The organism is Rhizobium sp. BK379, from assembly GCF_014193955.1.
Classification (GTDB): Bacteria; Pseudomonadota; Alphaproteobacteria; order Rhizobiales; family Rhizobiaceae; genus Rhizobium.
The window spans coordinates 1-21,436 of the sequence record NZ_JACIAD010000011.1; the positions used below are offsets into that span (position 1 = coordinate 1).

Annotated in this window: 24 protein-coding genes, 1 pseudogene and 1 other annotated feature; of the genes and pseudogenes, 16 read left to right on the plus strand and 9 right to left on the minus strand. The window is 58.0% G+C overall.

Annotated features, from left to right (window positions below):
* The first annotated feature begins 9 nt into the window (after positions 1-9).
* From FHT93_RS33460 to FHT93_RS33485, 6 genes are all read left to right on the plus strand, one after another.
* Entirely contained in the window at positions 10-282 is a 273-nt protein-coding gene (locus FHT93_RS33460) for an aspartate-semialdehyde dehydrogenase (RefSeq protein ID WP_113114900.1), read from the plus strand.
* Between the two features lie 91 nt (positions 283-373).
* Entirely contained in the window at positions 374-664 is a 291-nt protein-coding gene (locus tag FHT93_RS33465; protein ID WP_183851287.1) for a hypothetical protein, read from the plus strand.
* Between the two features lie 76 nt (positions 665-740).
* Entirely contained in the window at positions 741-3,344 is a 2,604-nt protein-coding gene (gene mprF, locus FHT93_RS33470; RefSeq protein WP_183851288.1) for a bifunctional lysylphosphatidylglycerol flippase/synthetase MprF, read from the plus strand.
* 145 nt (positions 3,345-3,489) lie between these two features.
* On the plus strand, positions 3,490-3,849 hold the full coding sequence (locus FHT93_RS33475) for a Rap1a/Tai family immunity protein (protein ID WP_162728590.1): 360 nt from the start codon (positions 3,490-3,492) through the stop codon (positions 3,847-3,849).
* 196 nt (positions 3,850-4,045) lie between these two features.
* Positions 4,046-5,277, plus strand: a protein-coding gene (locus FHT93_RS33480; RefSeq protein ID WP_183851289.1) for an IS3 family transposase whose coding sequence is annotated in 2 segments (ribosomal slippage) — positions 4,046-4,337 and positions 4,337-5,277 — 1,233 coding nt in all. Because the reading frame shifts where the segments join, the coding sequence is not laid out codon by codon here.
* Positions 4,330-4,446 (plus strand) — a sequence feature (AL1L pseudoknot). It overlaps the preceding gene by 117 nt.
* Positions 5,278-5,656: 379 nt before the next feature.
* The gene (locus FHT93_RS33485) at positions 5,657-5,851 is read left to right on the plus strand and encodes a hypothetical protein (RefSeq protein ID WP_018114734.1); all 195 of its coding nucleotides are present in this window, start codon (positions 5,657-5,659) and stop codon (positions 5,849-5,851) included.
* A gap of 343 nt (positions 5,852-6,194) precedes the next feature.
* On the opposite strand, the gene FHT93_RS33490 is transcribed toward FHT93_RS33485, so the two are convergent.
* Positions 6,195-6,650, minus strand: a complete 456-nt coding sequence (locus tag FHT93_RS33490) for a DUF2934 domain-containing protein (RefSeq protein WP_246715764.1) — start codon at positions 6,648-6,650, stop codon at positions 6,195-6,197.
* Between the two features lie 313 nt (positions 6,651-6,963).
* On the opposite strand from FHT93_RS33490, the gene FHT93_RS35790 reads away from it, so the two are divergent.
* The 5 genes from FHT93_RS35790 (at position 6,964) to FHT93_RS33510 (ending at position 9,546) form a co-directional block, all read left to right on the plus strand.
* Positions 6,964-7,227, plus strand: coding sequence for a cyclic nucleotide-binding domain-containing protein (locus tag FHT93_RS35790; RefSeq protein ID WP_018114732.1), 264 nt, complete (start codon positions 6,964-6,966; stop codon positions 7,225-7,227).
* Positions 7,228-7,353: 126 nt separating this feature from the next.
* Positions 7,354-7,602 carry a helix-turn-helix domain-containing protein gene (locus FHT93_RS35795; protein ID WP_018114731.1) on the plus strand — a complete coding sequence of 83 codons (249 nt, stop codon included), beginning with the start codon at positions 7,354-7,356 and terminating at the stop codon, positions 7,600-7,602.
* Positions 7,603-7,985: 383 nt separating this feature from the next.
* A complete protein-coding gene (locus FHT93_RS33500; RefSeq protein WP_018114730.1) occupies positions 7,986-8,267 on the plus strand; it encodes a hypothetical protein in 282 nt (93 codons plus the stop codon).
* A gap of 488 nt (positions 8,268-8,755) precedes the next feature.
* Positions 8,756-9,052: a DUF1778 domain-containing protein gene (locus tag FHT93_RS33505; RefSeq protein ID WP_018114728.1), complete on the plus strand. Its 297-nt coding sequence runs from the start codon at positions 8,756-8,758 to the stop codon at positions 9,050-9,052.
* On the plus strand, positions 9,049-9,546 hold the full coding sequence (locus FHT93_RS33510) for a GNAT family N-acetyltransferase (protein WP_018114727.1): 498 nt from the start codon (positions 9,049-9,051) through the stop codon (positions 9,544-9,546). The genes FHT93_RS33505 and FHT93_RS33510 overlap by 4 nt, the downstream gene beginning before the upstream one ends.
* A 288-nt stretch (positions 9,547-9,834) precedes the next feature.
* Here FHT93_RS33510 and FHT93_RS33515 read toward each other — a convergent pair whose 3' ends face one another.
* Positions 9,835-10,434 (minus strand): LysE family transporter, encoded by a 600-nt coding sequence (locus tag FHT93_RS33515; protein ID WP_183851290.1) that lies wholly within the window; start codon positions 10,432-10,434, stop codon positions 9,835-9,837.
* A 196-nt stretch (positions 10,435-10,630) separates the two neighbouring features.
* Between FHT93_RS33515 and FHT93_RS33520 the strand changes: the two genes are divergently transcribed.
* A complete protein-coding gene (locus tag FHT93_RS33520) occupies positions 10,631-11,776 on the plus strand; it encodes a helix-turn-helix transcriptional regulator (protein WP_183851291.1) in 1,146 nt (381 codons plus the stop codon).
* A gap of 482 nt (positions 11,777-12,258) precedes the next feature.
* On the opposite strand, the gene FHT93_RS33525 is transcribed toward FHT93_RS33520, so the two are convergent.
* Both FHT93_RS33525 and FHT93_RS33530 read right to left on the minus strand, forming a co-directional pair.
* Positions 12,259-12,750, minus strand: a complete 492-nt coding sequence (locus tag FHT93_RS33525) for a hypothetical protein (protein WP_162710217.1) — start codon at positions 12,748-12,750, stop codon at positions 12,259-12,261.
* A gap of 573 nt (positions 12,751-13,323) precedes the next feature.
* The gene (locus tag FHT93_RS33530; protein ID WP_112547239.1) at positions 13,324-13,884 is read right to left on the minus strand and encodes a TetR/AcrR family transcriptional regulator; all 561 of its coding nucleotides are present in this window, start codon (positions 13,882-13,884) and stop codon (positions 13,324-13,326) included.
* A gap of 71 nt (positions 13,885-13,955) precedes the next feature.
* Between FHT93_RS33530 and FHT93_RS33535 the strand changes: the two genes are divergently transcribed.
* Both FHT93_RS33535 and FHT93_RS33540 read left to right on the plus strand, forming a co-directional pair.
* The gene (locus FHT93_RS33535) at positions 13,956-14,366 is read left to right on the plus strand and encodes a hypothetical protein (RefSeq protein WP_112547240.1); all 411 of its coding nucleotides are present in this window, start codon (positions 13,956-13,958) and stop codon (positions 14,364-14,366) included.
* A 100-nt stretch (positions 14,367-14,466) separates the two neighbouring features.
* Positions 14,467-15,363 carry a LysR family transcriptional regulator gene (locus FHT93_RS33540; RefSeq protein WP_112547241.1) on the plus strand — a complete coding sequence of 299 codons (897 nt, stop codon included), beginning with the start codon at positions 14,467-14,469 and terminating at the stop codon, positions 15,361-15,363.
* A 38-nt stretch (positions 15,364-15,401) separates the two neighbouring features.
* Here FHT93_RS33540 and FHT93_RS33545 read toward each other — a convergent pair whose 3' ends face one another.
* From FHT93_RS33545 to FHT93_RS33560, 4 genes are all read right to left on the minus strand, one after another.
* Positions 15,402-15,815 (minus strand): nuclear transport factor 2 family protein, encoded by a 414-nt coding sequence (locus FHT93_RS33545; RefSeq protein ID WP_112547242.1) that lies wholly within the window; start codon positions 15,813-15,815, stop codon positions 15,402-15,404.
* 45 nt (positions 15,816-15,860) lie between these two features.
* Positions 15,861-16,610, minus strand: a complete 750-nt coding sequence (locus FHT93_RS33550; RefSeq protein WP_112971211.1) for a glucose 1-dehydrogenase — start codon at positions 16,608-16,610, stop codon at positions 15,861-15,863.
* 53 nt (positions 16,611-16,663) lie between these two features.
* A complete protein-coding gene (locus FHT93_RS33555) occupies positions 16,664-17,725 on the minus strand; it encodes an aldo/keto reductase (protein WP_112547244.1) in 1,062 nt (353 codons plus the stop codon).
* 99 nt (positions 17,726-17,824) lie between these two features.
* The gene (locus FHT93_RS33560; protein WP_112547245.1) at positions 17,825-18,238 is read right to left on the minus strand and encodes a nuclear transport factor 2 family protein; all 414 of its coding nucleotides are present in this window, start codon (positions 18,236-18,238) and stop codon (positions 17,825-17,827) included.
* A gap of 238 nt (positions 18,239-18,476) precedes the next feature.
* Between FHT93_RS33560 and FHT93_RS33565 the strand changes: the two are divergent.
* Positions 18,477-19,007, plus strand: a pseudogene (locus FHT93_RS33565) (transposase); the annotation flags it as partial.
* A 486-nt stretch (positions 19,008-19,493) separates the two neighbouring features.
* Here FHT93_RS33565 and FHT93_RS36055 read toward each other — a convergent pair.
* Positions 19,494-19,817, minus strand: coding sequence for a hypothetical protein (locus FHT93_RS36055; protein WP_112547246.1), 324 nt, complete (start codon positions 19,815-19,817; stop codon positions 19,494-19,496).
* Between the two features lie 587 nt (positions 19,818-20,404).
* On the opposite strand from FHT93_RS36055, the gene FHT93_RS33575 reads away from it, so the two are divergent.
* A complete protein-coding gene (locus tag FHT93_RS33575) occupies positions 20,405-21,313 on the plus strand; it encodes a hypothetical protein (RefSeq protein WP_113115854.1) in 909 nt (302 codons plus the stop codon).
* The last annotated feature ends 123 nt before the right edge of the window (positions 21,314-21,436 follow it).

Consider the following 21,436-nt stretch of genomic DNA (forward strand, 5'->3'; position numbering starts at 1 on the left):
AGATGAAGCATGCAATTCTCATCGGACCTGGAGCGTCAGCTCAACGGCTATGGACTGACCACCGCGCATATCCTCTATCGCATTCCCGACTTCGAATCCGTCCTGCAGACTTACGTTTGGCAGGACTACGATCTTGCCCCGGATTTCCCTGAGATGCACAAGTTCCTCCACTTTTGGAAGGCCAGCCTCGACGGACCACTGCACTCGGTGCGCTATACACACCAGCGGCTGATTAGGCCGAACGAATGGCGTCGTGTCGAGGGCGAATTCAAGCTTCAATGAACCCTTGAATTCGATTTTTTATCTTCCTAGCTCATTGCCCGCTCGAGACGTTGAACTCGGTGTGCGCCGGTTGTGTTGGAGTAACACCTGCATGGAAGAGAATATCAGTATCATCAAGAGCGTTGGCATCGATGAACGAGAAGAGATCATCGTTGATTTCGCGCGGTGGCTTGAAAAAGCTTCACAGGAGGCGCTGGTTCATGGCGAAAGAGGCTTTGCCATGATGTCCGCCAGCATGGCAGAGGCAATGCGCGTCAATGCCGACGAACTGGCGCGCGATGATCCACAAAAGGCCGAGCGTGTGCTGCAACAAGCCAGCGCAATGATGGCGCAGTTCAAGGCCGCCTATCCCCATCGCGTCATCAGTCGATCTGTCCATTGATAGAGATAGTGGTGGCGGATCTATGAAAGGTCAGCTCATGCCGGCGCTGCGGTAGGCAACCATTCTTGGTGGTAACATGGTGGGTCCGAACGATTTGGAAGAAATGCAACGGGAAGATGTCGGCGGATTTCGGGCCCTTCTCCGTCGTTATCGCACTCAGCTCGTGGCAACTGCGACGGTGACCCTGTTCTGCCTTGTCGGCTACGCGATCATGCAGTTGACCGATGAGGTGCGCTATGACGACGTCGTCGAAGCCCTCGCGGCAACAAGGCCAAGCTCGATCCTGCTCGCCTTGCTCTTCACGGCGCTGAGCTTTCTGGCACTCGTTTTCTACGATCTCAACGCCATCGACTATATCGGCAAGCGGCTGCCTTTTCCGCATGTCGCGCTCACCGCCTTCAGCGCCTATGCGGTCGGCAATACTGCCGGTTTCGGTGCATTGTCAGGCGGGGCGATCCGTTACCGTGCCTATACGAGGCTTGGGATTTCGCCTGAGGATATCGGCCGGATCATTGCTTTCGTGACGTTGTCTTTCGGCCTCGGCCTTGCGGCTGTGGCTGCAATCGCGCTGCTCGTCATCGCCGATGAGATTGCGCCGCTGATCAATGTCAGCGGCCTGTGGCTCCGGATCGTCGCGGCGGTCATCCTGGCGATCCTCGGCTCTCTCATGATTGTCGGTCGCGAGGGCAGGGTGATCGAAATCGGTTCGATCGCGCTTCGCCTGCCGGATTCGCGCACCTGGTCGCGCCAGTTCCTGGTGACCGCATTCGATATCGCGGCTTCCGCCTCGGTGCTCTACGTGCTCCTGCCTCAAACGGCGATCGGTTGGCCGGGGTTTCTGGCGGTCTACGCGATTGCCGTCGGGCTTGGCGTGCTGAGCCACGTGCCGGCGGGTCTTGGCGTTTTTGAAACTGTCATCATCGCCTCACTCGGCAGCGCGGTGAACATCGATGCCGTTCTCGGCTCACTGGTTCTTTACCGCCTGATCTATCACGTCTTGCCGCTGCTGGTTGCCATCCTTGCGGTGTCGGCGACCGAGCTTCGCCGCTTCGTGGATCATCCTGCGGCCTCCAGCGTGCGGCGTATCGGCGGGCGGCTGATGCCGCAGCTTCTTTCGGCACTGGCGCTGCTTCTGGGCGTCATGCTGATCTTTTCCAGCGTGACGCCGACGCCCGATCAGAACCTCGAATTTCTCTCCAACTATCTGCCGCTGCCAATTGTCGAAGGTGCGCATTTCCTCTCCAGCCTGCTTGGGCTTGCCCTTGTCGTTGCGGCCCGCGGCCTTGGCCAGCGGCTCGATGGTGCGTGGTGGGTGGCGGTATTTTCCGCCGTTGCTGCCCTGACGCTTTCGCTGCTGAAAGCGATTGCGCTTGTCGAAGCGGCTGTCCTGGCCTTCCTGGTTTTCGGCCTCTTTGTCAGTCGCCGACTTTTCACCCGTCATGCTTCGCTTCTCAACCAGGCGATGACGACATCCTGGCTGACGGCGATTGCCGTGATCATTGTCGGAGCTGTCGTCATCCTGCTCTTCGTCTATCGCGATGTGGAATACAGCAACGAGCTCTGGTGGCAGTTTGAATTTGCCGCAGAAGCGCCGCGCGGCCTGCGTGCGGTGCTCGGCATCTCCATCATTTCCTCTGCCATTGCCGTTTTCAGCTTGTTGCGGCCTGCGGCCTTCAAACCGGAGCCGGCGGACGAGGAAGCGGTTCGCCGAGCCGTCGAGATCGTCGGGAAGCAGGATAGTGCGGATGCCAACCTCGTGCGCATGGGCGACAAGTCCATCATGTTCTCGGAAAAGGGCGACGCCTTCATCATGTATGGCCGGCAGGGGCGTTCATGGATCGCGCTGTTTGATCCGATCGGTGACCGTCATGCCGTGCCGGAACTGGTCTGGCGTTTCGTGGAAGCGGCGCGCGCTGCGGGATGCCGCGCTGTGTTCTACCAGATCTCGCCGGCGCTGCTTTCGCATTGCGCCGATGCCGGCTTGCGCGCCTTCAAGCTGGGCGAACTGGCGGTCGCTGATCTGCGCACCTTCGAAATGAAGGGCGGCAAATGGGCGAACCTGCGCCAGACCGCAAGCCGCGCCCAGCGCGATGGGCTGAGTTTCGAAGTCATCTCGGCGGAAGGGGTAACGTCCGTTTTCGACGACTTGTCCGCGGTTTCGAACGCCTGGCTACAAGACCATAATACCCGGGAGAAGGGCTTCTCGCTCGGCGCTTTCAAGCCCGATTACGTCAATTCGCAGCCAATCGGGGTGTTGAGGAAGGACGGCCGAATTGTTGCCTTTGCCAATATCCTTGTCACCGGAACCAAGTCCGAAGCCACGATCGACCTGATGCGCTTCTCGCCCGATGCGCCAAAAGGCGCCATGGACTTCCTCTTCGTGCAGATCATGGAATACCTGAAAGCGGAGGGCTACAAGCACTTCAACCTCGGCATGGCGCCGCTTTCAGGCATGTCGAAACGCGAAACAGCCCCTGTCTGGGACCGCATCGGCCGCACTGTCTTCGAGCACGGCGAGCGCTTCTACAATTTTAAAGGCCTTCGTGCCTTCAAATCGAAGTTCCACCCGCACTGGCAACCGCGCTATCTTGCGGTTTCAGGCGCGGGCAACCCAATGATAGCTTTGATGGATGTGACCTTTCTCATCGGGGGCGGACTGAAGGGAATCGTCAGGAAATAATCGAAGCCGGCGAACTTCGCGTGGGAAGAGCAGCCGGCGGCCGGCTCATCTGCTGGGAGCTGCCGAGCCAGTTCGTTGTTCCGAGAGACGACGGCACACGTCGGACGTCGCTGTAAGATCTGACTTTGCGAGAGGAAAACAGGCAATGGGAAAGGATCACATGAGGTTTTATTTGGCAGCAGCAGGAGTCCTTGCATCGACGGCAACTGCAGCAGCAAGTTACTGGACGGGTCGTGATCTACACGATGCTTGTCAGCGAACGCCAAGCTTTGTGACAGGCTACGTTACCGGATGGGCAGACAAATGGTCGGCTGACAACCCGACCGGTGCAGACGGCCCCAAGGTCCATGACGCGCCAGGGCTCTGCTTAAGCCGGGATCTGACAGCTAGCCAATTATCAACAGCCTATTGCCAATACCTCAATGACCACCAAGACGCGCTTTCGCAAAGCTCCGATGAATTGTTGATCGATGCTTTGAGCAAGGCATTTCCGTGTCGACAATGATGGTGAGATCATTGGTAAGCAGTTTCGGTGTTTACTTTCCACGTCAGCAACAGTTGGTCGGCGCGTTCATTGCTCCGTTACAACTACCTTTATATAGCAGCCGCGCCGAAATGGCCTTTTTGTTCCGTGGATGGACGAGAGATGACTGAACCGTCCCGGCTTTGCCGGAGACCCCAACTCGTGAGAAGTAGGGTCTATGACAAGCAAGACGACGAACAAGTTTTCTCCTGAAGTCCGCACCCGCGCCGTTCGGATGGTGGTCGAGCATGAAGCCGAGCATCCTTCGCGGTGGGCGGCCGTGTCTTCCATAGCCGCCAAGATCGGCTGCTCGGCTCATACGCTCAATGAATGGGTGAAGAAGGCGGAGGTGGATAGCGGCAAGCGTGCGGGTTTGCCGAGTGACGTTGCGGAGAAGATGAAAGCCCTGGAGCGGGAGAACCGCGAGCTTCGTCAGGCCAACGAGATTTTGCGTAAAGCCTCTGCATATTTTGCGATGGCGGAGCTCGACCGCCCACTGAAGCGATGATTTCCTTTATCGATGCACACCGCTCGGTGCTCGGGGTCGAGCCGATCTGCAGACTGCTGCCGATTGCCCCGTCCACCTATTATGAGGTCATCGCCAAGCGCACGGACGTGGATCGTCTGTCATCCCGCGCCCGACGCGACATTGCCATCAAGGTCGAGATACGCCGGGTGTTCAACGAGAACTTCCAGGTCTATGGCGTGCGCAAGGTCTGGCGACAGTTGCAACGGGAGGGTTACGACATCGCCCGCTGCACAGTCGCTCGGCTTATGAGGGTAATGGGGCTGCAGGGCATCATTCGCGGCAAACCGATCCGCACGACGATCAGCGACAAGACCGCGCCATGTCCACTCGACCGGGTGAACCGACACTTCTTTGCTCCAGCACCGAACATGTTGTGGCTTTCGGATTTCACTTATGTTGCGACCTGGCAGGGCTTCGTCTACGTGGCCTTTGTCATCGATGCCTTTGCTCGCCGTATCGTCGGTTGGCGGGCAAGCCGGACTGCCCATGCGGGCTTTGTGCTCGATGCCCTCGACCAGGCACTTCATGATCGGCGGCCAGTTCACCGTGGCGGGCTGGTTCATCATTCCGACCGCGGCTCGCAATACGTGTCAATTCGCTATTCCGAACGATTAGCGGAGGCAGGAATCGAGCCTTCCGTCGGAAGCGTCGGCGACAGCTATGACAACGCTCTCGCCGAAACGATCAACGGTCTTTACAAGGCCGAGGTCATCCATCGACGTGGGCCGTGGCGCAACTTCGAAGCCGTGGAGTTCGCCACTCTGGAATGGGTCGATTGGTTCAACAACCGACGCCTTCTGGAGCCAATCGGCAACATACCGCCAGCCGAGGCTGAAGAACGATACTATGCCATGCTGGACGCACCAGCATTGGCCGCATAACTTAAACCAAACGGTCTCCGGTAAAGCCGGCGCGGTTCAGACCTACTCGGCGGTTCGAGTCTACTCAAGAGCTCTGGCTGGAGCTTGCTGTTACCGTCAGGGTTCAGCTCCGTTCCGATTTTAGTTTATCGAGCTGGCGGCCGAGAGCACATGCATCAGTGTGGCGTAGCGAACCTCGTTGGCTACAGGCTGTCACCTTCTATGACAGTACGTGGAACGTGACCGACCAAGTTTGAGCTGTGGTCGCGGCGAACACTATGGCCGGTCCGATCTTGTTTAAAATATAGATTTTCACTCAAGACGAGCCAGCCAGGCAAACAGTGAAAACCGACCCTGGGATAACTACATGACCGAGAGGAGCGGCGATCTAAGGTAAAGCATGCGGACGGTTAAGCGCAACGACAAGGTCTGGAAAGTCATCCTGGTGCATGGCTCATATTATCTGCAACATGAGGACGATGAACCGATCGGCCCGTTTTTCTCGCAGGGTCAAATCAATGAGTGGGCGGGTGCCTCGAATGTCGAACCAGATGAGGAGCCCGACAGTCAACCGATTCCGGATAAGCCAGTTTAGCGCTCTGCGTCTTATGAATTGAAACCGCTCTCGCGCGGCAAGCGCTTCCGCTTCGGTGCGGATAGAACGTGGCGTAGAGACGAAATGGGATGGCCCACCCCCGTGAGGCCATCCCATTCCGGCCTTTCGGCCCCCTTTTGCTGCCAAGCTACCCAGCAGAGAGGATACTTCAATCCCGAAATCTTATGAGTGGGGGTGTGCGAGAGAGTCGCCGGAGCGGCCGTTGACGTGCCGACGCCAAGTTTGGACGAGCGTGAATACGAGCGTCGTGCGAAACCATCCCTTGGCACGGCCTATACTGGGAGCGAACCAAACGACTAGCTCGCCTGCTTTTCTTTACTTGTCAGTCAGCGCTCGCCACGGAAGGCGGCTTATTATTCATTGGTGACGGGGCTTCGTCACCCTTAACATTGAATTCACGATCGGCGGCCTGGTTTGCATCAGTCAACTCAGCGGCTTCCGTCTCAACGGCCTCACCGTCCTCGTCTGCGCGAACCCAATGATCGAGATGCCGACCTCCCTGGCGGCCTTCTGTTCGCCAAATTTTGTAGGCTCGTTCGCGCTGTGCTTGCTCTCGGTCGTCCTTTAAATGCGCAAGTTCCAGTGAGAATGTCGCAGCCTCGCGGTCAAATTCCGGAACATCAAAGATAGCAGGGTCGAAGGCATAGACGAATGATTGCGGAAAAATGGCGCTCGACGAGAATGCCTCGGAGCGCCGTAAAAGCATCGGGATTTGTTGCAAAGCGCCGACGCCTGCTGGGTATATAGCCGAGATTCGTGGCGCAATTTCAACCGGCAATCTAGCTTATCCCTACCCAGCCTCAGTCCCGCGGTGGGATAGGAAAATAACCTTTTCGCGTTACGGAAAATCAGCATTTACGATGACGATCATCCGTCTTGCTTCGGGAATTATGGGATACCCTCTAAGGGTAGCTACTAGCGAGAGAGACCGCTCGTCTGCTGGTAGGCCAGCCATTGTCGCCTTGATATGCCTCCGTCTTCAACCCTGTGACCAATCTGATCAAATCCGCTAGATTTCGCGCTCTCGTCTTCGCCATCACGTTGGCGCGGTGTACCTCGACTGGTAGCCTCCTCCTCCAGGGAGTCTCACGATGAATATAGCAACCTTTGTAAACCGTCCAATCGTTGGGCGGAATAACCAGAAAGCGGTCGAGCGTACGGCGGCGGGGAAGCCCCAGTTTCACACGGCCGACGACAGAGTTTACAGCGAAGGGCAGACCGCGAACAACGTCTACCGTGTCGAAAGCGGAGCCGTAAGGGTCTTTCGATACCTGCCGGACGGAAAGCGATACATCTTGTCCCTCTGTTCTTGCGGTGACTGGTTCGGGATCGAGGGAGGAAGCAGGAGATCGTGATTCGCCGAGGCAATTTGCGACGCGAACATCATACGGTACTCCACTGCCAACGCGGCCTGCCTGCCAGTCGATCTCCTCGCTTTGGCTTTCAAAGACTTGGCGACAGCCCACAATCGGCAACTCGCGATGCTACAACAGAGCGCTGTGGCGCGGGTTGCGGCGTTCATTGTTGAAATGGCCCAGCGGCTTGGAGCTTCGGAGTTCGAACTGTTCATGTGTCGGAGGGACGTGGCCGACTACCTCGCACTGACAATTGAAGCCGTGGCGAGATCGTTCACCACTCTCACGGCCTCGGGAGCGATCAGCCTCGAAGGGCACACCCATAGAAAGATAAGAATCTTGTCCTCAAGGCGGCTTCAAGAATTCGCCGAGTAAGGTGGAAATCTCGACCCCACCACACAGATAATCTGTAATCGCGAAGATCGGGGTAGGCGACATGAACGAGACGAAGCTACCAGACGGAGAGACGCAACGATCTCCTTACCAAGGGCGTGAAACACCGCGGGCTTTCAGGCGCAGCGGGATATCGTCGTGGTCGGCTCTCGGTCTTGGCGTTCGCCTTTTGCTTGCCGTCCTTCTCGTCGCAAACGGGTTGCGGGGAACGGCGTCGACCGCTCCTTTGAGATCGTCGGGAGGCCTTCAAACCGTGAAGGCCGCGGAGTTCCTGCACGCGGACCACCTCCTTAGGTAGAGAGACTACCGTAATATACTCCTTTTCAGGTCTGGCGGTGCTAACCTCTCTTCGGGGGACAGGCGAAATGGGCGAGGACGAATTCGAAAGTAGTCGGGCGACGGCACATTCGGGTCTGCGTCGCCTGATGCTGAAGCTGCCCGCGAGGCGACATCAGTTGGCAGCGCTCAGCACTGCATGCCCCGAGACGTTGCTCGATCTTTTCCAGGCTTATGATGTGGCCTGTCTTGCACTCGAAGCTTTTCGTCGCGATTTCAATCGCCATCATCTCGTTGAAGAGTACGAGACCGTCTGTGGTGAGATGGAGCAGGAGATCAGCCAGGAACTGGAAAGGCGGCGAGCCGATTGACCCCGCTACGAGGTCTAGTCGATGCTTCTGCGGCGATCCAGCTTTATCTGCACGAGCATGCTGTGGCCCGCTATGATCAGCTCGTACAGAAAAGCGATCAGCGAAAGCATCAATGTGACCGCCGCGCCGCCGTCAGCCTCATTCGAATTCATATCATTTCTGAGCGTCACCTGCGATGGCACGTTTCGAGCAGGTGAAGCCTACAAGTCGACTGAGCGAGATTGTTCTGATCAATGGGGTGACTACAACGGTGAAGTTGGCCCGTGTCCGTCTGCCAACCCATTCCATGTTCGCGAGACCTATGTCGCGAGAGCCTAAAGACAGCGTGTAATGCTCACGACGAGCCGCAATGATCCTCTGCAGGTCATGCGGAGCTAGATGAGCTAAATGCCGCGAACTAGGAATGCGCACGTGTGTAACGACAACGCCTTTACGGACCTTGTAAAGATATTGTCGTTACACTATATAGATGCAAACAGGAGTTTGCCATGCCGACCTCACACACGAGCAAAAGCTCGGACGCAAGCGTGCCGCTAAATATGCGCATCAAGCCTGCGACCCGTAACTTGATCGATCGCGCCGCTGAGTTGCTTGGCAAGACGCGTACGGATTTCATGTTGGAAGCGTCCGAGCGCCGAGCCGAGGAAGTGCTGCTCGACCGCAGTATCTTCGCGGTAAGCCCCGAAATCTATGCTGAATACCTTGCCCGGCTCGATGCACCCACGCAGCCCAATGAACGTTTAGCACGCACCATGTCGACCAAAGCACCGTGGGATGAGGCGTGACCCTCAGCGCACCGGCACCCCTGGCCGAACATCATGAGCTGGCTGAATTCAATTCCGGCGTCGCCGAACTGGACGACTGGTTGAGACGCCGCGCTCGTTCTAATCAAGCAAGCGGTGCATCGCGGACCTTCGTCGTGTGCGACGAGAGCCGCGTCATCGCCTATTACGCACTCGCCTCCGGCGCCGTGAAGCAGCCGGAAGCGCCTGGCCGGTTTCGGCGCAACATGCCTGATCCAATTCCGGTCGCCGTGCTTGGTCGCCTCGCAATTGATGAATCCTACCAGGGGCGTGGTATCGGCAGGGCATTGGTCCGCGACGCGGGCCTGCGCCTGCTCAATGCCGCTGACGTACTCGGCATCCGAGGTATGCTCGTTCATGCGATTTCAGATGACGCACGAGCCTTCTATGAGGCCGTCGGCTTCCTGCCTTCTCCTTCCGACCCCATGATGCTGATGGTCGGATTGCATGACCTCAACAACGCGCTGAACCCTTAGGCGGAACTTATCAAAAGTTTCGGTTGAATGCATTCCATCTCGCCTCTAACTCGATGAATTTTTGGCAGAAGGTCCCGACATTGAATGAGGGCCGCTAATCCTAATCCCTTCAAGACCTCTAAAGCGCATCAATGACCTCTGCGCGCCTTGAGGTCGGTCAGCTGGCGCGGCCGCGGAGGCGAGAGCACGTCGAAGAATTCAGTGGCGATAGACTCTTAGTAGCCCGCCACTTCTCGAAGTAAAGCTGAAGCGGGGCATCACGATGCTACGCATCGAACGACAAGAGAGCTACCGCAATGCCGTCATAATGCCCATCGCGATTAAGGCCGGCCCTGCTATAAGGTGGAGGTGCGTGAGAAGCTGGCTCGGGAGGCGCTGGCGCAAGAGCCACGCTGATCCGCTCATCGTCCAGTACCAGGAGAGCGTGGCGAGGCCCACACCGCAGACGATCAGGATGTGGAAGAGGCCGCCGATCCGATCGGTCAGCGCGAGGGAGCCGGCGAAGGCGAGATAGGGCAGCAGCGTCATAGGGTTCGCCAGTGCCAACCCCGCCCCGGCGAAAAATGGTCTAAGTCCCCCTTTGGTGGGTGTCTTGTTGTCCCGGGTCCTAGGATGTCGGAATAGCGTCCATACACCGAGCAACACAAATACCATCCCTGAGAAAAAATGAGATTGCGTTTGAAAGCCGGCGAAGGGTGCGGCCGAGACATGAGCGCCGAATACCGCCAAGGTCGCATAGAGGCCATGGGTCGTTGCTGCGCCTGCACCACTTGCCAACCCAGGTCCCACCCCTCGCACGAGACTCTGCTCCAGACACATCATGCTGACCGGTCCAAACGGCATAGCGATCGACAGCCCGAAGACGAAGCTTGAGATAAAATGATCCACGCCCACCCCTCTCGGTGTTCCCTAAAAAAACACCCTCTTTGGCATTCTTGTTTTGACGGTCGACACGTCAACATCGGAAGAAGAACATCCTGACTCCTGTTCCGCATCACCTGAACGAGTAGTGCTTGTTAAAATTTTGGCGCCACGTTATCGTTTCGAGGAAAGATCAGCGTCGGTCACACGTCGGAACGTTTGTATGAAACCCTCAACATCGGAGCTGGACGGGCTGTCGGAGATCATCGGACTGATCTACGATACTATCCTCGATGAGACGATTTGGCCGGAAACGCTACAGAAGATCTGTAACTATACTGGTGGCACCGCTTCTCGCATCTATTGGCGTGATGCGACCAATGGCGTCGGCGAGACTGTCTATTCCTGGGGGATCGCGCCAGAGTTCCTCCGCTTGTATCGAGAGAAATTCGTCACCCTCAATCCCACCTACCCAGCGTCGATCTTTATTAAACCCGGAGACGTGTTTTCGAGCCGCGATCTCGTTCCCTCGGAAGAGTTTCAAGCCAGCCGTTTCTTTCGTGAATGGGCAGCCCCGCAAGGGTTTCTGGACGCCGCTATCTTCAACATTCAACGCTACGAGGCCAGCGCCGCGGCTTTCACGGTCATTACTGGCGATGGCTACGGCCTCGTCGACGAGACCTTGCGGGTGAGGCTGAAGAGGCTGGCGCCGCATCTGCAACGCTCCGCTATAATCCGCCGCGAATTTGGCAGACAGGAAAAGCGTATTCTCTCGCTGGAAGCGGCATTGAACCGGGTGGAGGCCGGTGTGTTCATTCTCGATCCGGGCGGCCGAGTGACCTGGACCAACGAGAATGCGCAATCTCTTCTAACCAGGGGCGACATCGTCCGCGACGACGCGTTCGGCTTAACGCTCTCCGACCCAAACGCCCATCGCCTGCTCCGCGAGGGATTGTCGGGCGACGGCGGCCAGCCGGAGCAACTACTTCAAGATCGTCCTGCACTGATCAAGTTGATCGACAGTCAGGGCGACGAATGGATCGCCTCTCTGATGCAACTGGCGCCGCGTTCGCAAACGCAAGCCGCCTTCGAGCGGGTCGGTCGGTCGGCGCGCGCAGCACTGTTCGTGCGCCGCGCGGAGACCGTGCCGAAATCCGGAATTGAGGCCTGTGCGATCCTTTATGGCCTGACGCCCTCCGAGACGCGTGTCCTTCAGGCCGCGCTGGACATTCACACCGTCGCGGAGATGGCGAGCGCGCTGGGGGTTTCTCCGAACACCATCAAGAAGCATCTATCTGCGATCTTCGCGAAGATGGGTGTCAGCCGCCGCGCGGGCCTCATCCGCCTCGTCATGGCCGCTCGCCCTTAGTCCGAACGGCGAACAAAGCGGCTTCACGCTTTTTTGTATCAGAGACGCTACCGGTCAAGCATAGGTGCCGACAGCGTCCTCGCAAGCGAAGCTGCCGACAAACTACAATGGCGATTGTGGTGGCGAACCGAGCTGATAAGCAGCTGCCAGATTCTCTACCGGCGCACCGCCCCCATTAGCGTCTTTCTGGTTCGAATCAAGGCGTTCGGACCTTGCTCCTGGTCTCAATGATTTAAAACAAAGCGGAAAGATTGCGCCGTCCATCCACCACTCGGACGATCTCGGTTGTATGAACAGGCCCGTCCTCGGTGTCGGGCTTTGCTCGTAAACAGTAACGTAGGGCGCCTCCACCAACACCCGGGCAGTGCGGAACACTTCCAGGTGACGCTTCGCCTACAGGATGGCGCAGCCCGGTCGCCGCCGTCCTTGAGCAGTGATCGAAGCGTTGCTGCGATGAACTATCTGCGAAGGAACTCTGGCCTTTACGGGGTCGCGTCCAGAGGTACGGGATCCCCTTCTGGTAAGGGCTGAGGGGCATCGCCAGGCTTACCGTCTTCGTTTTCCAAACCGAGTTGATTAAGAATAAGGTCTTTGATCCGCTGCTCGATTGCCTCTCGATCCTTCAGGCCCATTGCAGCTAGCTTGTCTTCGGTTAGCTCGCGTTCTTTCAGGAAGAAATAGCGGATACGTTCAGCTGGCGTCATGTTGGACACCTTCAGGAATTCATCAGCTGCGTCGGGCTCTTCGTCTTTGCTAAGAGCGGTGCGATTAGGCTTTTGGTCCAGCACAACGCCGTTGCTCTCCATCAACCACAGCGCGTCCGCGAGCTTCGAGCCATATCGAGGATCAAGTGAAACAGACGGGGGATTTCCACCTGCTTTCCCCTGCTGTGCTTCCCGGACCGTGTCCTGCCCAGGCACGCGGGAAGTCGACTGCAAGTGCAGGGGGACTCTAGGGTTGCCCGTAACGATCATCGTGTTGATTCCCTTGGTTTTGCCTCTGAACATCGCATCGACGGCTTGCTCAAGGCTGGTCGTTTTGCCGACGAACGCGTTCGCAGACGAGGTCTCTTCTTACGGCCGTGCTCAGTGTTGGAAGTGCGCCGAGGCCCGGTGGATCCTATCTGGCGCCAGTCGACGCGCGGTGGTGAGCGACGGACATCTTCAAAGGCCGACCTCCGAAAAAGGGCCGTTAGGCTTAAAGCCGGCGTCTACGCTGAGAACTGCGCCGTTTATCAGGACCAGCCAGGAAAGCGACTGCGTTGGCGATTTCCCCGGGGTTTGCCAAAGCGTCCAAGCGAGGTGAGGCTTCTCTGATAGTCAACATCACGCTCCGCCAGGGCCGAGAGAGATGATCCGGACGTCGGACGAGAGATTTGAAATTGCTGCCCGCGCAAAGAGAACAGGAGTGCGAACGTTGACATCATGCATAGCCTGCGGTCGGCGAGTACCAGATCCGCGTTCATGGGTGCGGTCCCAATGACTGCGCCGTTGACCAGAAAATGAAGCTGTGGCGGCTCTTGCAGTGCTTTTTGCACGAGAACTCGACTAAGGCTGGGCTGCCAACGACTTGCTATAGATCGCTGCATGAATCCCGATAAGGCGCCGCATATCCTCAACATCCTGGGCGGCGTAGCGCAAGCCCCGCATGCCATAGGTGAGCGTCAGAGCATAATTCTCGGGCGAAGCGGGTATCGGCCAGCTCTCCACGCTCGCCTGGAGGATCTCTACGACCAGAGCCTGGAAGTTTCGATAGACTTGGCGGACGGCGGGAAATTGCAAATCGAAGAGATCGGCCGCATCTGGAAACGCGGCCGCGAGTTCGACGCCATGCATGCCCCAGCTCGTGCAGGCGTGAAGCAGCTTTTCGTCGAGCGGGCCAATCTTCGCCGTAGCCGTCCTGATCTTAGTCAGCGCCTGCGCGTCCATGTTTTCGATGACGCGGCTGAAGATCGCTTCCTTGTCCCTAAACTGGAGGTAAAGAGACGGGCGGGACATCCCGGCCGCCTTAGCGATATCGCCCATGGTTGTGCGAGCGAAACCGTAACGCACGAAAACATACTCTGCAGCCCCGAGGATATGGTCTTCTTTTTCAGCTCTGGCGTCCATGCCTTACCTTGACATTTAGACAAAAATTGTCAACTGATGACAAAATGACGGAAAATGTCAGGAGGTAAAGTATGCAGGATGTCGAGTTGCCCGAGCATCTTTTGAACGAGGCGGTGGAGCGGCTGGGGGGTGGCCCCGTGGTCATGGTGAACCTCCTGACCTTCAGGAAGAGCCCGCTCTACCCGGACGGCTTTGCGGATAGGAAGTCCTCCGCGCGTGCCGCCTACTACGAAGGTTACGCCGGCGCATTCGGCCAGATCGCGGCGAGGCTTGGGATCGAATATGAGCTGGTTCATGCGGGCAGCCAGCTCCTGACCCTTGTGCCGCTCGAACAGGAAAGCTGGGACGACATCGTCATCGTGCGCTATCGCAGCCTTTCGGATCTGCGCCGGATCACTGAAACCGAGGATTACGCGCGCCAAGCCGCGCCCCATCGTGTGGCAGCCATTGCGGCATGGCGGTTCATCGCGACCCGTTCGTGAATTGCGGGCTGGTCCTAGCGGCGATTTCGGAGCTATTGGTGCGTACGGCTTATCGACGATATGCGATTCCGGACGGGCGCCACGACATGAAAGGCTGCACATGGATTGGAACGACCTTCGTTATTTCTTGACTGTTGCCCGCACCGCGAGCCTCACCCAGGCCGCGTCGGAACTCAAGGTCAGCCAATCCACGGTTAGCCGACGCATTGTCGAACTGGAGGACGATCTCGGCGTGGCGCTGTTTCAGCGCCATCAGACCGGTTATTTCCTGACGGATGAGGGGCGGGAGGTGCTGCGCCATGCCGAGCAGGTCGAAGATAGCATCCTGGCCCTAGAGCGCGGCGCGGTCGGCCTCGACAAGGATCCGCAGGGCGTCGTGCGGCTTGCGACATCGGAAAATCTGGCGACCGATCTGATCATCCCGGCACTCCCTGCCTTCTGCGAGCGCTATCCCGGCATCTGTCTCGAGATCATCACCAGCACGGTTGCCGCCGAACTTGGTCGGCGCGAGGCCGATATCGCGCTACGCGTTGTTCGACCGACCCGCGGCAATCTGACGATCAGGAGTGTCGGACGCATGACCTATTCGGTCTATGGCAGCCGGGCCTATCTCGACCGCCATCCCTATGTCGAGGGAGAACCGCTAGGCGGCCGGCGTTTCATCACCTGGGACGACAGCCATGCCTTTATGCCGGCCGCAGCCTGGCTGAAGCGGGAGCATCCCGGTTGCAAGATCGCCCTCGTCACCAGCAGCCTGCCGTCGCAAATCGTAGCCGTGCGGGCCGGTTTGGGCCTGGCCGTGATTCCCGATTTCCTAGCAGTTGGAGACGATCTCGTTCCCGTCATTCCGTCGGAGCGCTTGTTCAGCAACAAGGTCTGGCTGGTCACCCATGCCGATCTTGTGGCCTCGGCGCGCGTGAGAGCGGTCGGGGATTTTCTGGCCGATCGGGTAATGCGCACCAATCTCGACCTTTCCAGGCGCCCCCCCGACGGCTGAGAGCCGGCCACGACGGCGGCGTGCCCGGATCGTCTGCATCAGTCGGGCTGAAATGCTTTCCAGAGCCCGTAGGAATCCTCGATAAAGTTATAGCTGCTGACCTTCCCATCGCGCACGGAGCAGATCGCCGCAAAGTCGCTCGCGAAGGTCTTGCCCGTGGTGAGAATGCGATGGCGGAAATGGCCCGTGACGACGACCGTATCGCCATTTTCGAAGATCCGCTCGACATAAAAATCGAGAGGCTCGAAATGATCGGGAAAGACCGCCATCCAGGCCCGCACCGCATCCTTCCCATGGCGGATGCCGATCGTGGGAACGTCGGAAGCGCCCTGCACTTTCCAAACCACGTCGTCGGTAAGGCAGTTGAGCGTCTTGTCCACATCCTTGCGGAAGAACGTATCGAGATAATGCTGGACGACCTGTGCGGCCGTCCTCTCCTTTATATCTGTCATCTTGAAATCTCCGGGCCGCGTCGCGGCGCATTATTTTGCTTCAACTTAGCGGTGGCCGCCGGCAAAGACGAAGAATTCGCCGGTCGTCCAGCTGGATTCGTCAGAGGCGAGGAAAATTGCCGCCGGCGTCACGTCGTCGGCCGTGCCCAGCCGTTTGAGCGGCGTTCTGGCCGTCACTGCGGGGCCGAAGTCCGTCTTCAGGAAGCCACCGGCCTGGACGCCTTCTGTATCGACAACGCCGGGCTTGATCGCATTGACGCGGATCTTGCGGGGCGCGAGTTCGTTGGACAGCGCCCGCGTCAATCCGTCGATCGCGCCCTTGCTGGCTGTGTAGACGGAAGCGTTTTCCGGGCCGAAAATCGTTACCGTCGAGGACATGTTCACAATGCTGCCGCCCTCCGGCATGTATTTCACGGCCTCCTTCACAGCGAGCAGATAGCCGAAGACGTTCAACTCCATATGCCGGCGGAAGAGCTTGATGGAGAGGTTTTCGAGCGGCTGGAAGTCATAGACGCCAGCATTGTTGACGAGCACGTCGACGCGGCCATAAGCGCGGTTCGCTTCGGCGAAGAGCGCCTCCACCTGTGCCGGATTGCTCATGTCTGCCTTGACGGCAATGGCTTGGCCGCTCTTCGCCTCGATATCCGCCACCACATGGTCGGCCGCATCCTTGCTGGCCGCATAGTTGACCACCACCGAGGCTCCCTCGACGGCAAGGCCCCTCGCGATTGCTGCGCCGAGGCCCTTGGAAGCGCCGGTAATGACAGCGACCTTCCCTTTCAATCGATCTGTCATGATCCTTATCCTCTTGGTTTGGTTGTCGCTATTCGGACGCTCCCGCGCATCGATCAGGACGTTTGCGACGTCTTGTCGGCCCAAAGATCGACGGCGCCCATGCGGTCCGCACCCTGCGTGGCCAGCATCCAGCCCGGATATTCCGGCGGCAACTCGCTAACGGCGTCGAGCTTGGCGCTTTCGTCCTCGGTGAGGGTGATATCCACTGCGGCGATATTATCCTCGAGTTGGCTCAGCCGCTTCGCGCCGACGATGATGGAGGTGACGACAAGCTTGGAAAGAAGCCAGGCGAGCGCGATTCGGGCTGGGCTGCAGCCATGGGCTTCAGCAATCGGCTTCAGCACGTCGATCACATTCCAGGCGCGCTCCTTGTCGACAATAGGGAAATCGAAAGAGGAGCGGCGCGAACCTTCGGGCGACTGGTTTTCCCGGCTGAACTTGCCAGACAGCAGGCCGCCGGCAAGCGGGCTCCAGACGAGAAGGCCCATTTTCTCGGCTTCGAGAAGCGGCCGCAATTCGCGCTCCAAATCTCGTCCGGCGACCGAGTAATAGGCCTGCAGCGTTGTGAAACGCTCCAGATTGAGGCGGGCGGAAACACCCAGCGCGGTCGCAATGCGCCAGGCTTGCCAGTTGGACACGCCGAGATAGCGGACCTTCCCCTGGCGTACCAGATCGTCCAGTGCCCGCAGCGTTTCCTCGACTGGCGTCAGGATATCGGTGGCGTGGACCTGATAGAGATCGATGTGATCGGTCTGAAGCCGCTTGAGGCTGGCTTCCACGGCATCCATGATGTGCCCGCGCGACGCGCCGACATCGTTCCGGCCTGGTCCCATGCGGCTATAGACCTTGGTGGCCAGGACCATCTCGTTTCTGGGTATCCCGAGATTCTTGAAGGACTGGCCGAGCGTGCGCTCGCTGGCACCAGCTGAATAGACGTCGGCAGTATCGAAAAAGTTGATCCCAGCGTCGATGCTGGCCTTGACCAGTTCGTCGGCGTCGCTCTGGCCGACATCGCCGATATGTTCGTAGATGCCGGTGCCGTCGCTAAAAGTCATCGTTCCCAGGCAAAGCTGCGAAACCAGAAGACCGGTATTGCCGAGTGGCTTGTACTTCATTTTACGCTCCTTTAGACGCGTCAATCCGTTCGGACAGGAAGGTCCGCTCCGCGTCAGTTGTGATTGATGGGGTGTAGAGCTGCCTAGCGCTCGGCGCGATCAGGCTGCGTCACTTCTGTCGGGCGCGCCGAATATCTCGTTGATGCGCAGCGAGTCCGTGAATTCCTTGCCGCTTGCGATCTTCCCGTCCCGGAAGCGCAGCAGGAAATGATAATGGTTCCGATAGTGCCGGCCATCCTTCATCGGCAGATCGCCCTCGGCGACGATCGCCAAGCGATCGCTCTCGCCGGTGATTTCGTGATACTCCAGCCTGAGTGGGCCGGAGGCGTTTTCTAAAAGCTTGGGCAGGTTTTTGAGATATGACCCCTTAGCGTGCAAGCCCGAAAACTTGTTGCCGGGCATGATCCACCAGGTCATATCCTCGGTGCTGAGCTTCGACATCGTGTCGGTATCGCATCGTGCAAGCGCATCCAGAAAGTCCTTAGCGACGTCCTCGTGGTGCTTTCTATCCATGGCCTATCTCCTTCCGAGCCATTCGTCATGACATCACACGACCTGACTTAGGCGCTCAAATTTCGAAAAAAACGGCAAAAAATGCTTAACCGTTTTTCAAATTTGGAAAACTGGGAGGGTGCAAGCGCACAGACATCGGAGGCTTGGGAGGAATCGCCAGAAGAGGGAGCCATCCACCTCATCAAGCTCAGTGCCATCGATCGGTTCGCGTGCTTCGCTTTGCAGAAATCGTTTTGGTCTGAGGTATCGCGATGCGGATTTGCTACGCGAGATGATTGGCTTTGCAGCCGAGAAGCTGATGGAGCTGGAGGTCGGCGCGAAGACTGGAGCGGCCTACGGGGAAAAAATGACTTTCGACTTGCACAGCGTAACGGCTATCGCGACCGCAATTGGGAGACCCGAGCTGGTACCGTTGAACTGCGAATTCCAAAGCGGCGCACTGGCAGTTCCTTCCCTAGCTATCTGGAGCCGCGCCGCATGGCCGAGAAGGCGCTGACCGCGGTGATCCAGGAAGCCTATATCCAGGGTGTTTCGACCCTCTCGGTGGACGATCTGGTCAGGGCGATGGGTATGAGCGGCATCTCCAAAAGCCAGGTCTCCAGGCTGTGCGAGGAAATCCGACAAGGTGAAGGCCTTTCTCTCCCGGCCCATCGAAGGCGAGGGGCCATACCTTTGGATCGATGCCACCTATCTCAAGGTCCCGCGCGGCGGACGCATCGTCTCCGTCGCGGTGATCATCGCCATCGGCGTCAACACGGAAGACGGCAGGGCAATGGCGATCGCACAGATGATGATCGTGGAAATGATCAACGGCGGGCTGGCCCAGCTCTCGATAAACGGCTTTCGAGCGGTGCGGATGACATGAATGATCAGCGTCTGGGTCAGGATTGGTTCCACGAACCACCCGTTTGAAATAGCGACGCATTTGTCCAGGCATCGACGACAAACGGCATGGTGAAATAAGTCGAATAATCGAAGATCGAGCTGATCGGCCCGATGAACAGCATAAAGCGCATGTATTGCCGATTTCCCATTTTCGGGGACGCAGGAAGATCGACGCGCCGAGAACGCTGAACATGTTGCCGAAGTTCGAGCTTGCGCCCATCTTAATGTATTTGACGATGTTGCCGAAAGACGCGTCGGCCCTCGATGACATCGTTCAAGATGGCCAGGTTTTTTTAGAGCAGGATAATATCTGCGGATTCCTTGGCGATATCGACCGCCGTGTCCACGGATATTGCGACATCGGCGGTCTTCAATGCCGGACCACCGTGATTTCATCGCCCATGAAGCCGACAACGTGATCTCTGGCCTGCCGGGCAGCGACGATGCGGGCCTTCTGGCAGGACGACACCTTGGCGAAGGCGTTCGCTTTCTCTACTGCGTCCCCAATTTCCATGTCACTCATTGCTTCCAGATCGTGCCCGAGTAAGAGACCGGAAATATCGAGACCCACATCCCGGCAGGTCTCGCGCGTCACCAGATCGTTATCCCCGGTCAGAATTTTGACAGCCACGCCGGATGCACGGAGCGCAGCGAGTGCGGCGGCGGCCGTTTCTGGCGGGGTCGAGGAAAGCAATAAAGCCTTGCAGCGTCAATCCGGTTTCATGGACGGCTTCATAGGTTGGGGTAGCGCGGCAGTGCCAGGAACAGCGCCATCGCGCCGCCGTTAGTCTTCGCCTATCTGTTGGATATCCAGGTTGGGAGGAGGGCCGGCACTGACAAGTGACAGAGGGATGACATCCGAAGCCGACCGCCTCTGTTGCGACCGCGCCGGGCGTTTCAGTGGGCGCAATCAGCTTTGCCACCGTCAGATCGGGCACGAGATCTGTGTATGTCTTAATAGCCCATTGAAAAGGGCGCCTCCCGGTCAGGGAGAGGCACCCCTTTCGTGCTGAAAGTTGAGGGCGTTCTGCATCGTGGAGATTTAAGGAACGAGCGAAGTTTTTCCAGCACCTTCGGAAGGAAAAGATCTTGGATCGGTTAACGACTAGGCGCACCCCATCGCCTCTTCAACTATTGGCCGGTCGACTGGTGACGACTACCTGACCGAAAATATTCTCATTTATTGGCCCAATGGCACTAATTGAGCGTATGCTAGAAACAAATAACTTTCGACTGCGCGTGAGAGCGTGCGTTTCACTTCAACGGACGGTGACCGGGCCGATGACAGCTGCATTCACGAACGCCCTCCAACTTAGTGAGCCTTCTCCAGAGCAGGTCAGGGATCAACTCACACGCATGTTGAGCAGTCAGAACCTCGAACTGCCGCAGCGTGGACGTAAATTTCTGCAATTCGTCGTCGATGAAACTCTGGATGGCAGGCAGGGATACATCAAAGCGGTGACTATCGCTCAACTTGTGTTCGGTCGGGATGCATCCTTCGATGCACAGGCCGACCCTTGTGTCCGGATCGAAGCAAGTCGCATCCGCCGCGAGTTGGAGCGATACTACCTGCTCCAGGGTTCGGAAGACGACATTGTCATAACCGTTCCCAAAGGGGCATACGTTCCAACCTTTCGGATGAGAACGATGCCGAAGGGACAGGCAATATCTGCACCAACAAAGCCTCTGGCCTTGCCTGAGGATCCGATACGCAAAGCCGGCTTGGAGCCTTGGCAATGGGTCGTGGGTGCCGTGACCATCGGAAGCTTTGTGCTCGTCCACGGTCTGGTTCTGATGGACAGTCCGAGCTCAGCGATCACAACGACCATGCAATCGATCGCCGTCGAACCATTTGAGCCTATGTCCCCGGACTCAGACACGGTAGGCATATCTCTGAGTTTTACATATGAGGTTGTGAGCAAGCTGGTGCCAATCAAGAAGCTTGTCGTAAAGGCCGGTCGTACCTCGAGTTCGAACGATAGCCTCTATCTGCTCCAAGGGGCGGTGCTACTGGAGGGACGGCGACTAAGGTTGGCGACCCGGTTGGTGAGGCGTTCGGATGGCGCTGTCGTTTGGGCTGAAAATTATGACGACGAGCTGGACAGGAAGCCATCGTTTGCAATCCAATCGGACATCGCGGAGAAAATCGCCAAGTCCGTTGCGCGTCCGCTTGGCATTGGTAAGGAGTGAGCGTCAAAAGCGCGTTGTTTTCAGACCGGCAGGATGTTAGCCCACTGCCCCATCATCACGCGGATGGTTGGTAGCGAGCGCGGGAAAGGGCCCATCGCGGGGTGGGCGATGAGCCTCTAGGCC

What these genes read in the sequence shown, in the direction of transcription:
- FHT93_RS33460 (WP_113114900.1), top strand. Translation starts at nt 10, where the DNA reads ATGCAATTCTCATCGGACCTGGAGCGTCAGCTCAACGGCTATGGACTG.
- FHT93_RS33465 (WP_183851287.1), top strand. Translation starts at nt 374, where the DNA reads ATGGAAGAGAATATCAGTATCATCAAGAGCGTTGGCATCGATGAACGA.
- mprF (WP_183851288.1), top strand. Translation starts at nt 741, where the DNA reads ATGGTGGGTCCGAACGATTTGGAAGAAATGCAACGGGAAGATGTCGGC.
- FHT93_RS33475 (WP_162728590.1), top strand. Translation starts at nt 3,490, where the DNA reads ATGGGAAAGGATCACATGAGGTTTTATTTGGCAGCAGCAGGAGTCCTT.
- FHT93_RS33485 (WP_018114734.1), top strand. Translation starts at nt 5,657, where the DNA reads ATGCGGACGGTTAAGCGCAACGACAAGGTCTGGAAAGTCATCCTGGTG.
- FHT93_RS35790 (WP_018114732.1), top strand. Translation starts at nt 6,964, where the DNA reads ATGAATATAGCAACCTTTGTAAACCGTCCAATCGTTGGGCGGAATAAC.
- FHT93_RS35795 (WP_018114731.1), top strand. Translation starts at nt 7,354, where the DNA reads ATGCTACAACAGAGCGCTGTGGCGCGGGTTGCGGCGTTCATTGTTGAA.
- FHT93_RS33500 (WP_018114730.1), top strand. Translation starts at nt 7,986, where the DNA reads ATGGGCGAGGACGAATTCGAAAGTAGTCGGGCGACGGCACATTCGGGT.
- FHT93_RS33505 (WP_018114728.1), top strand. Translation starts at nt 8,756, where the DNA reads ATGCCGACCTCACACACGAGCAAAAGCTCGGACGCAAGCGTGCCGCTA.
- FHT93_RS33520 (WP_183851291.1), top strand. Translation starts at nt 10,631, where the DNA reads ATGAAACCCTCAACATCGGAGCTGGACGGGCTGTCGGAGATCATCGGA.
- FHT93_RS33525 (WP_162710217.1), bottom strand. Translation starts at nt 12,750, where the DNA reads ATGATCGTTACGGGCAACCCTAGAGTCCCCCTGCACTTGCAGTCGACT.
- FHT93_RS33530 (WP_112547239.1), bottom strand. Translation starts at nt 13,884, where the DNA reads ATGGACGCCAGAGCTGAAAAAGAAGACCATATCCTCGGGGCTGCAGAG.
- FHT93_RS33535 (WP_112547240.1), top strand. Translation starts at nt 13,956, where the DNA reads ATGCAGGATGTCGAGTTGCCCGAGCATCTTTTGAACGAGGCGGTGGAG.
- FHT93_RS33540 (WP_112547241.1), top strand. Translation starts at nt 14,467, where the DNA reads ATGGATTGGAACGACCTTCGTTATTTCTTGACTGTTGCCCGCACCGCG.
- FHT93_RS33545 (WP_112547242.1), bottom strand. Translation starts at nt 15,815, where the DNA reads ATGACAGATATAAAGGAGAGGACGGCCGCACAGGTCGTCCAGCATTAT.
- FHT93_RS33550 (WP_112971211.1), bottom strand. Translation starts at nt 16,610, where the DNA reads ATGACAGATCGATTGAAAGGGAAGGTCGCTGTCATTACCGGCGCTTCC.
- FHT93_RS33555 (WP_112547244.1), bottom strand. Translation starts at nt 17,725, where the DNA reads ATGAAGTACAAGCCACTCGGCAATACCGGTCTTCTGGTTTCGCAGCTT.
- FHT93_RS33560 (WP_112547245.1), bottom strand. Translation starts at nt 18,238, where the DNA reads ATGGATAGAAAGCACCACGAGGACGTCGCTAAGGACTTTCTGGATGCG.
- FHT93_RS33575 (WP_113115854.1), top strand. Translation starts at nt 20,405, where the DNA reads ATGACAGCTGCATTCACGAACGCCCTCCAACTTAGTGAGCCTTCTCCA.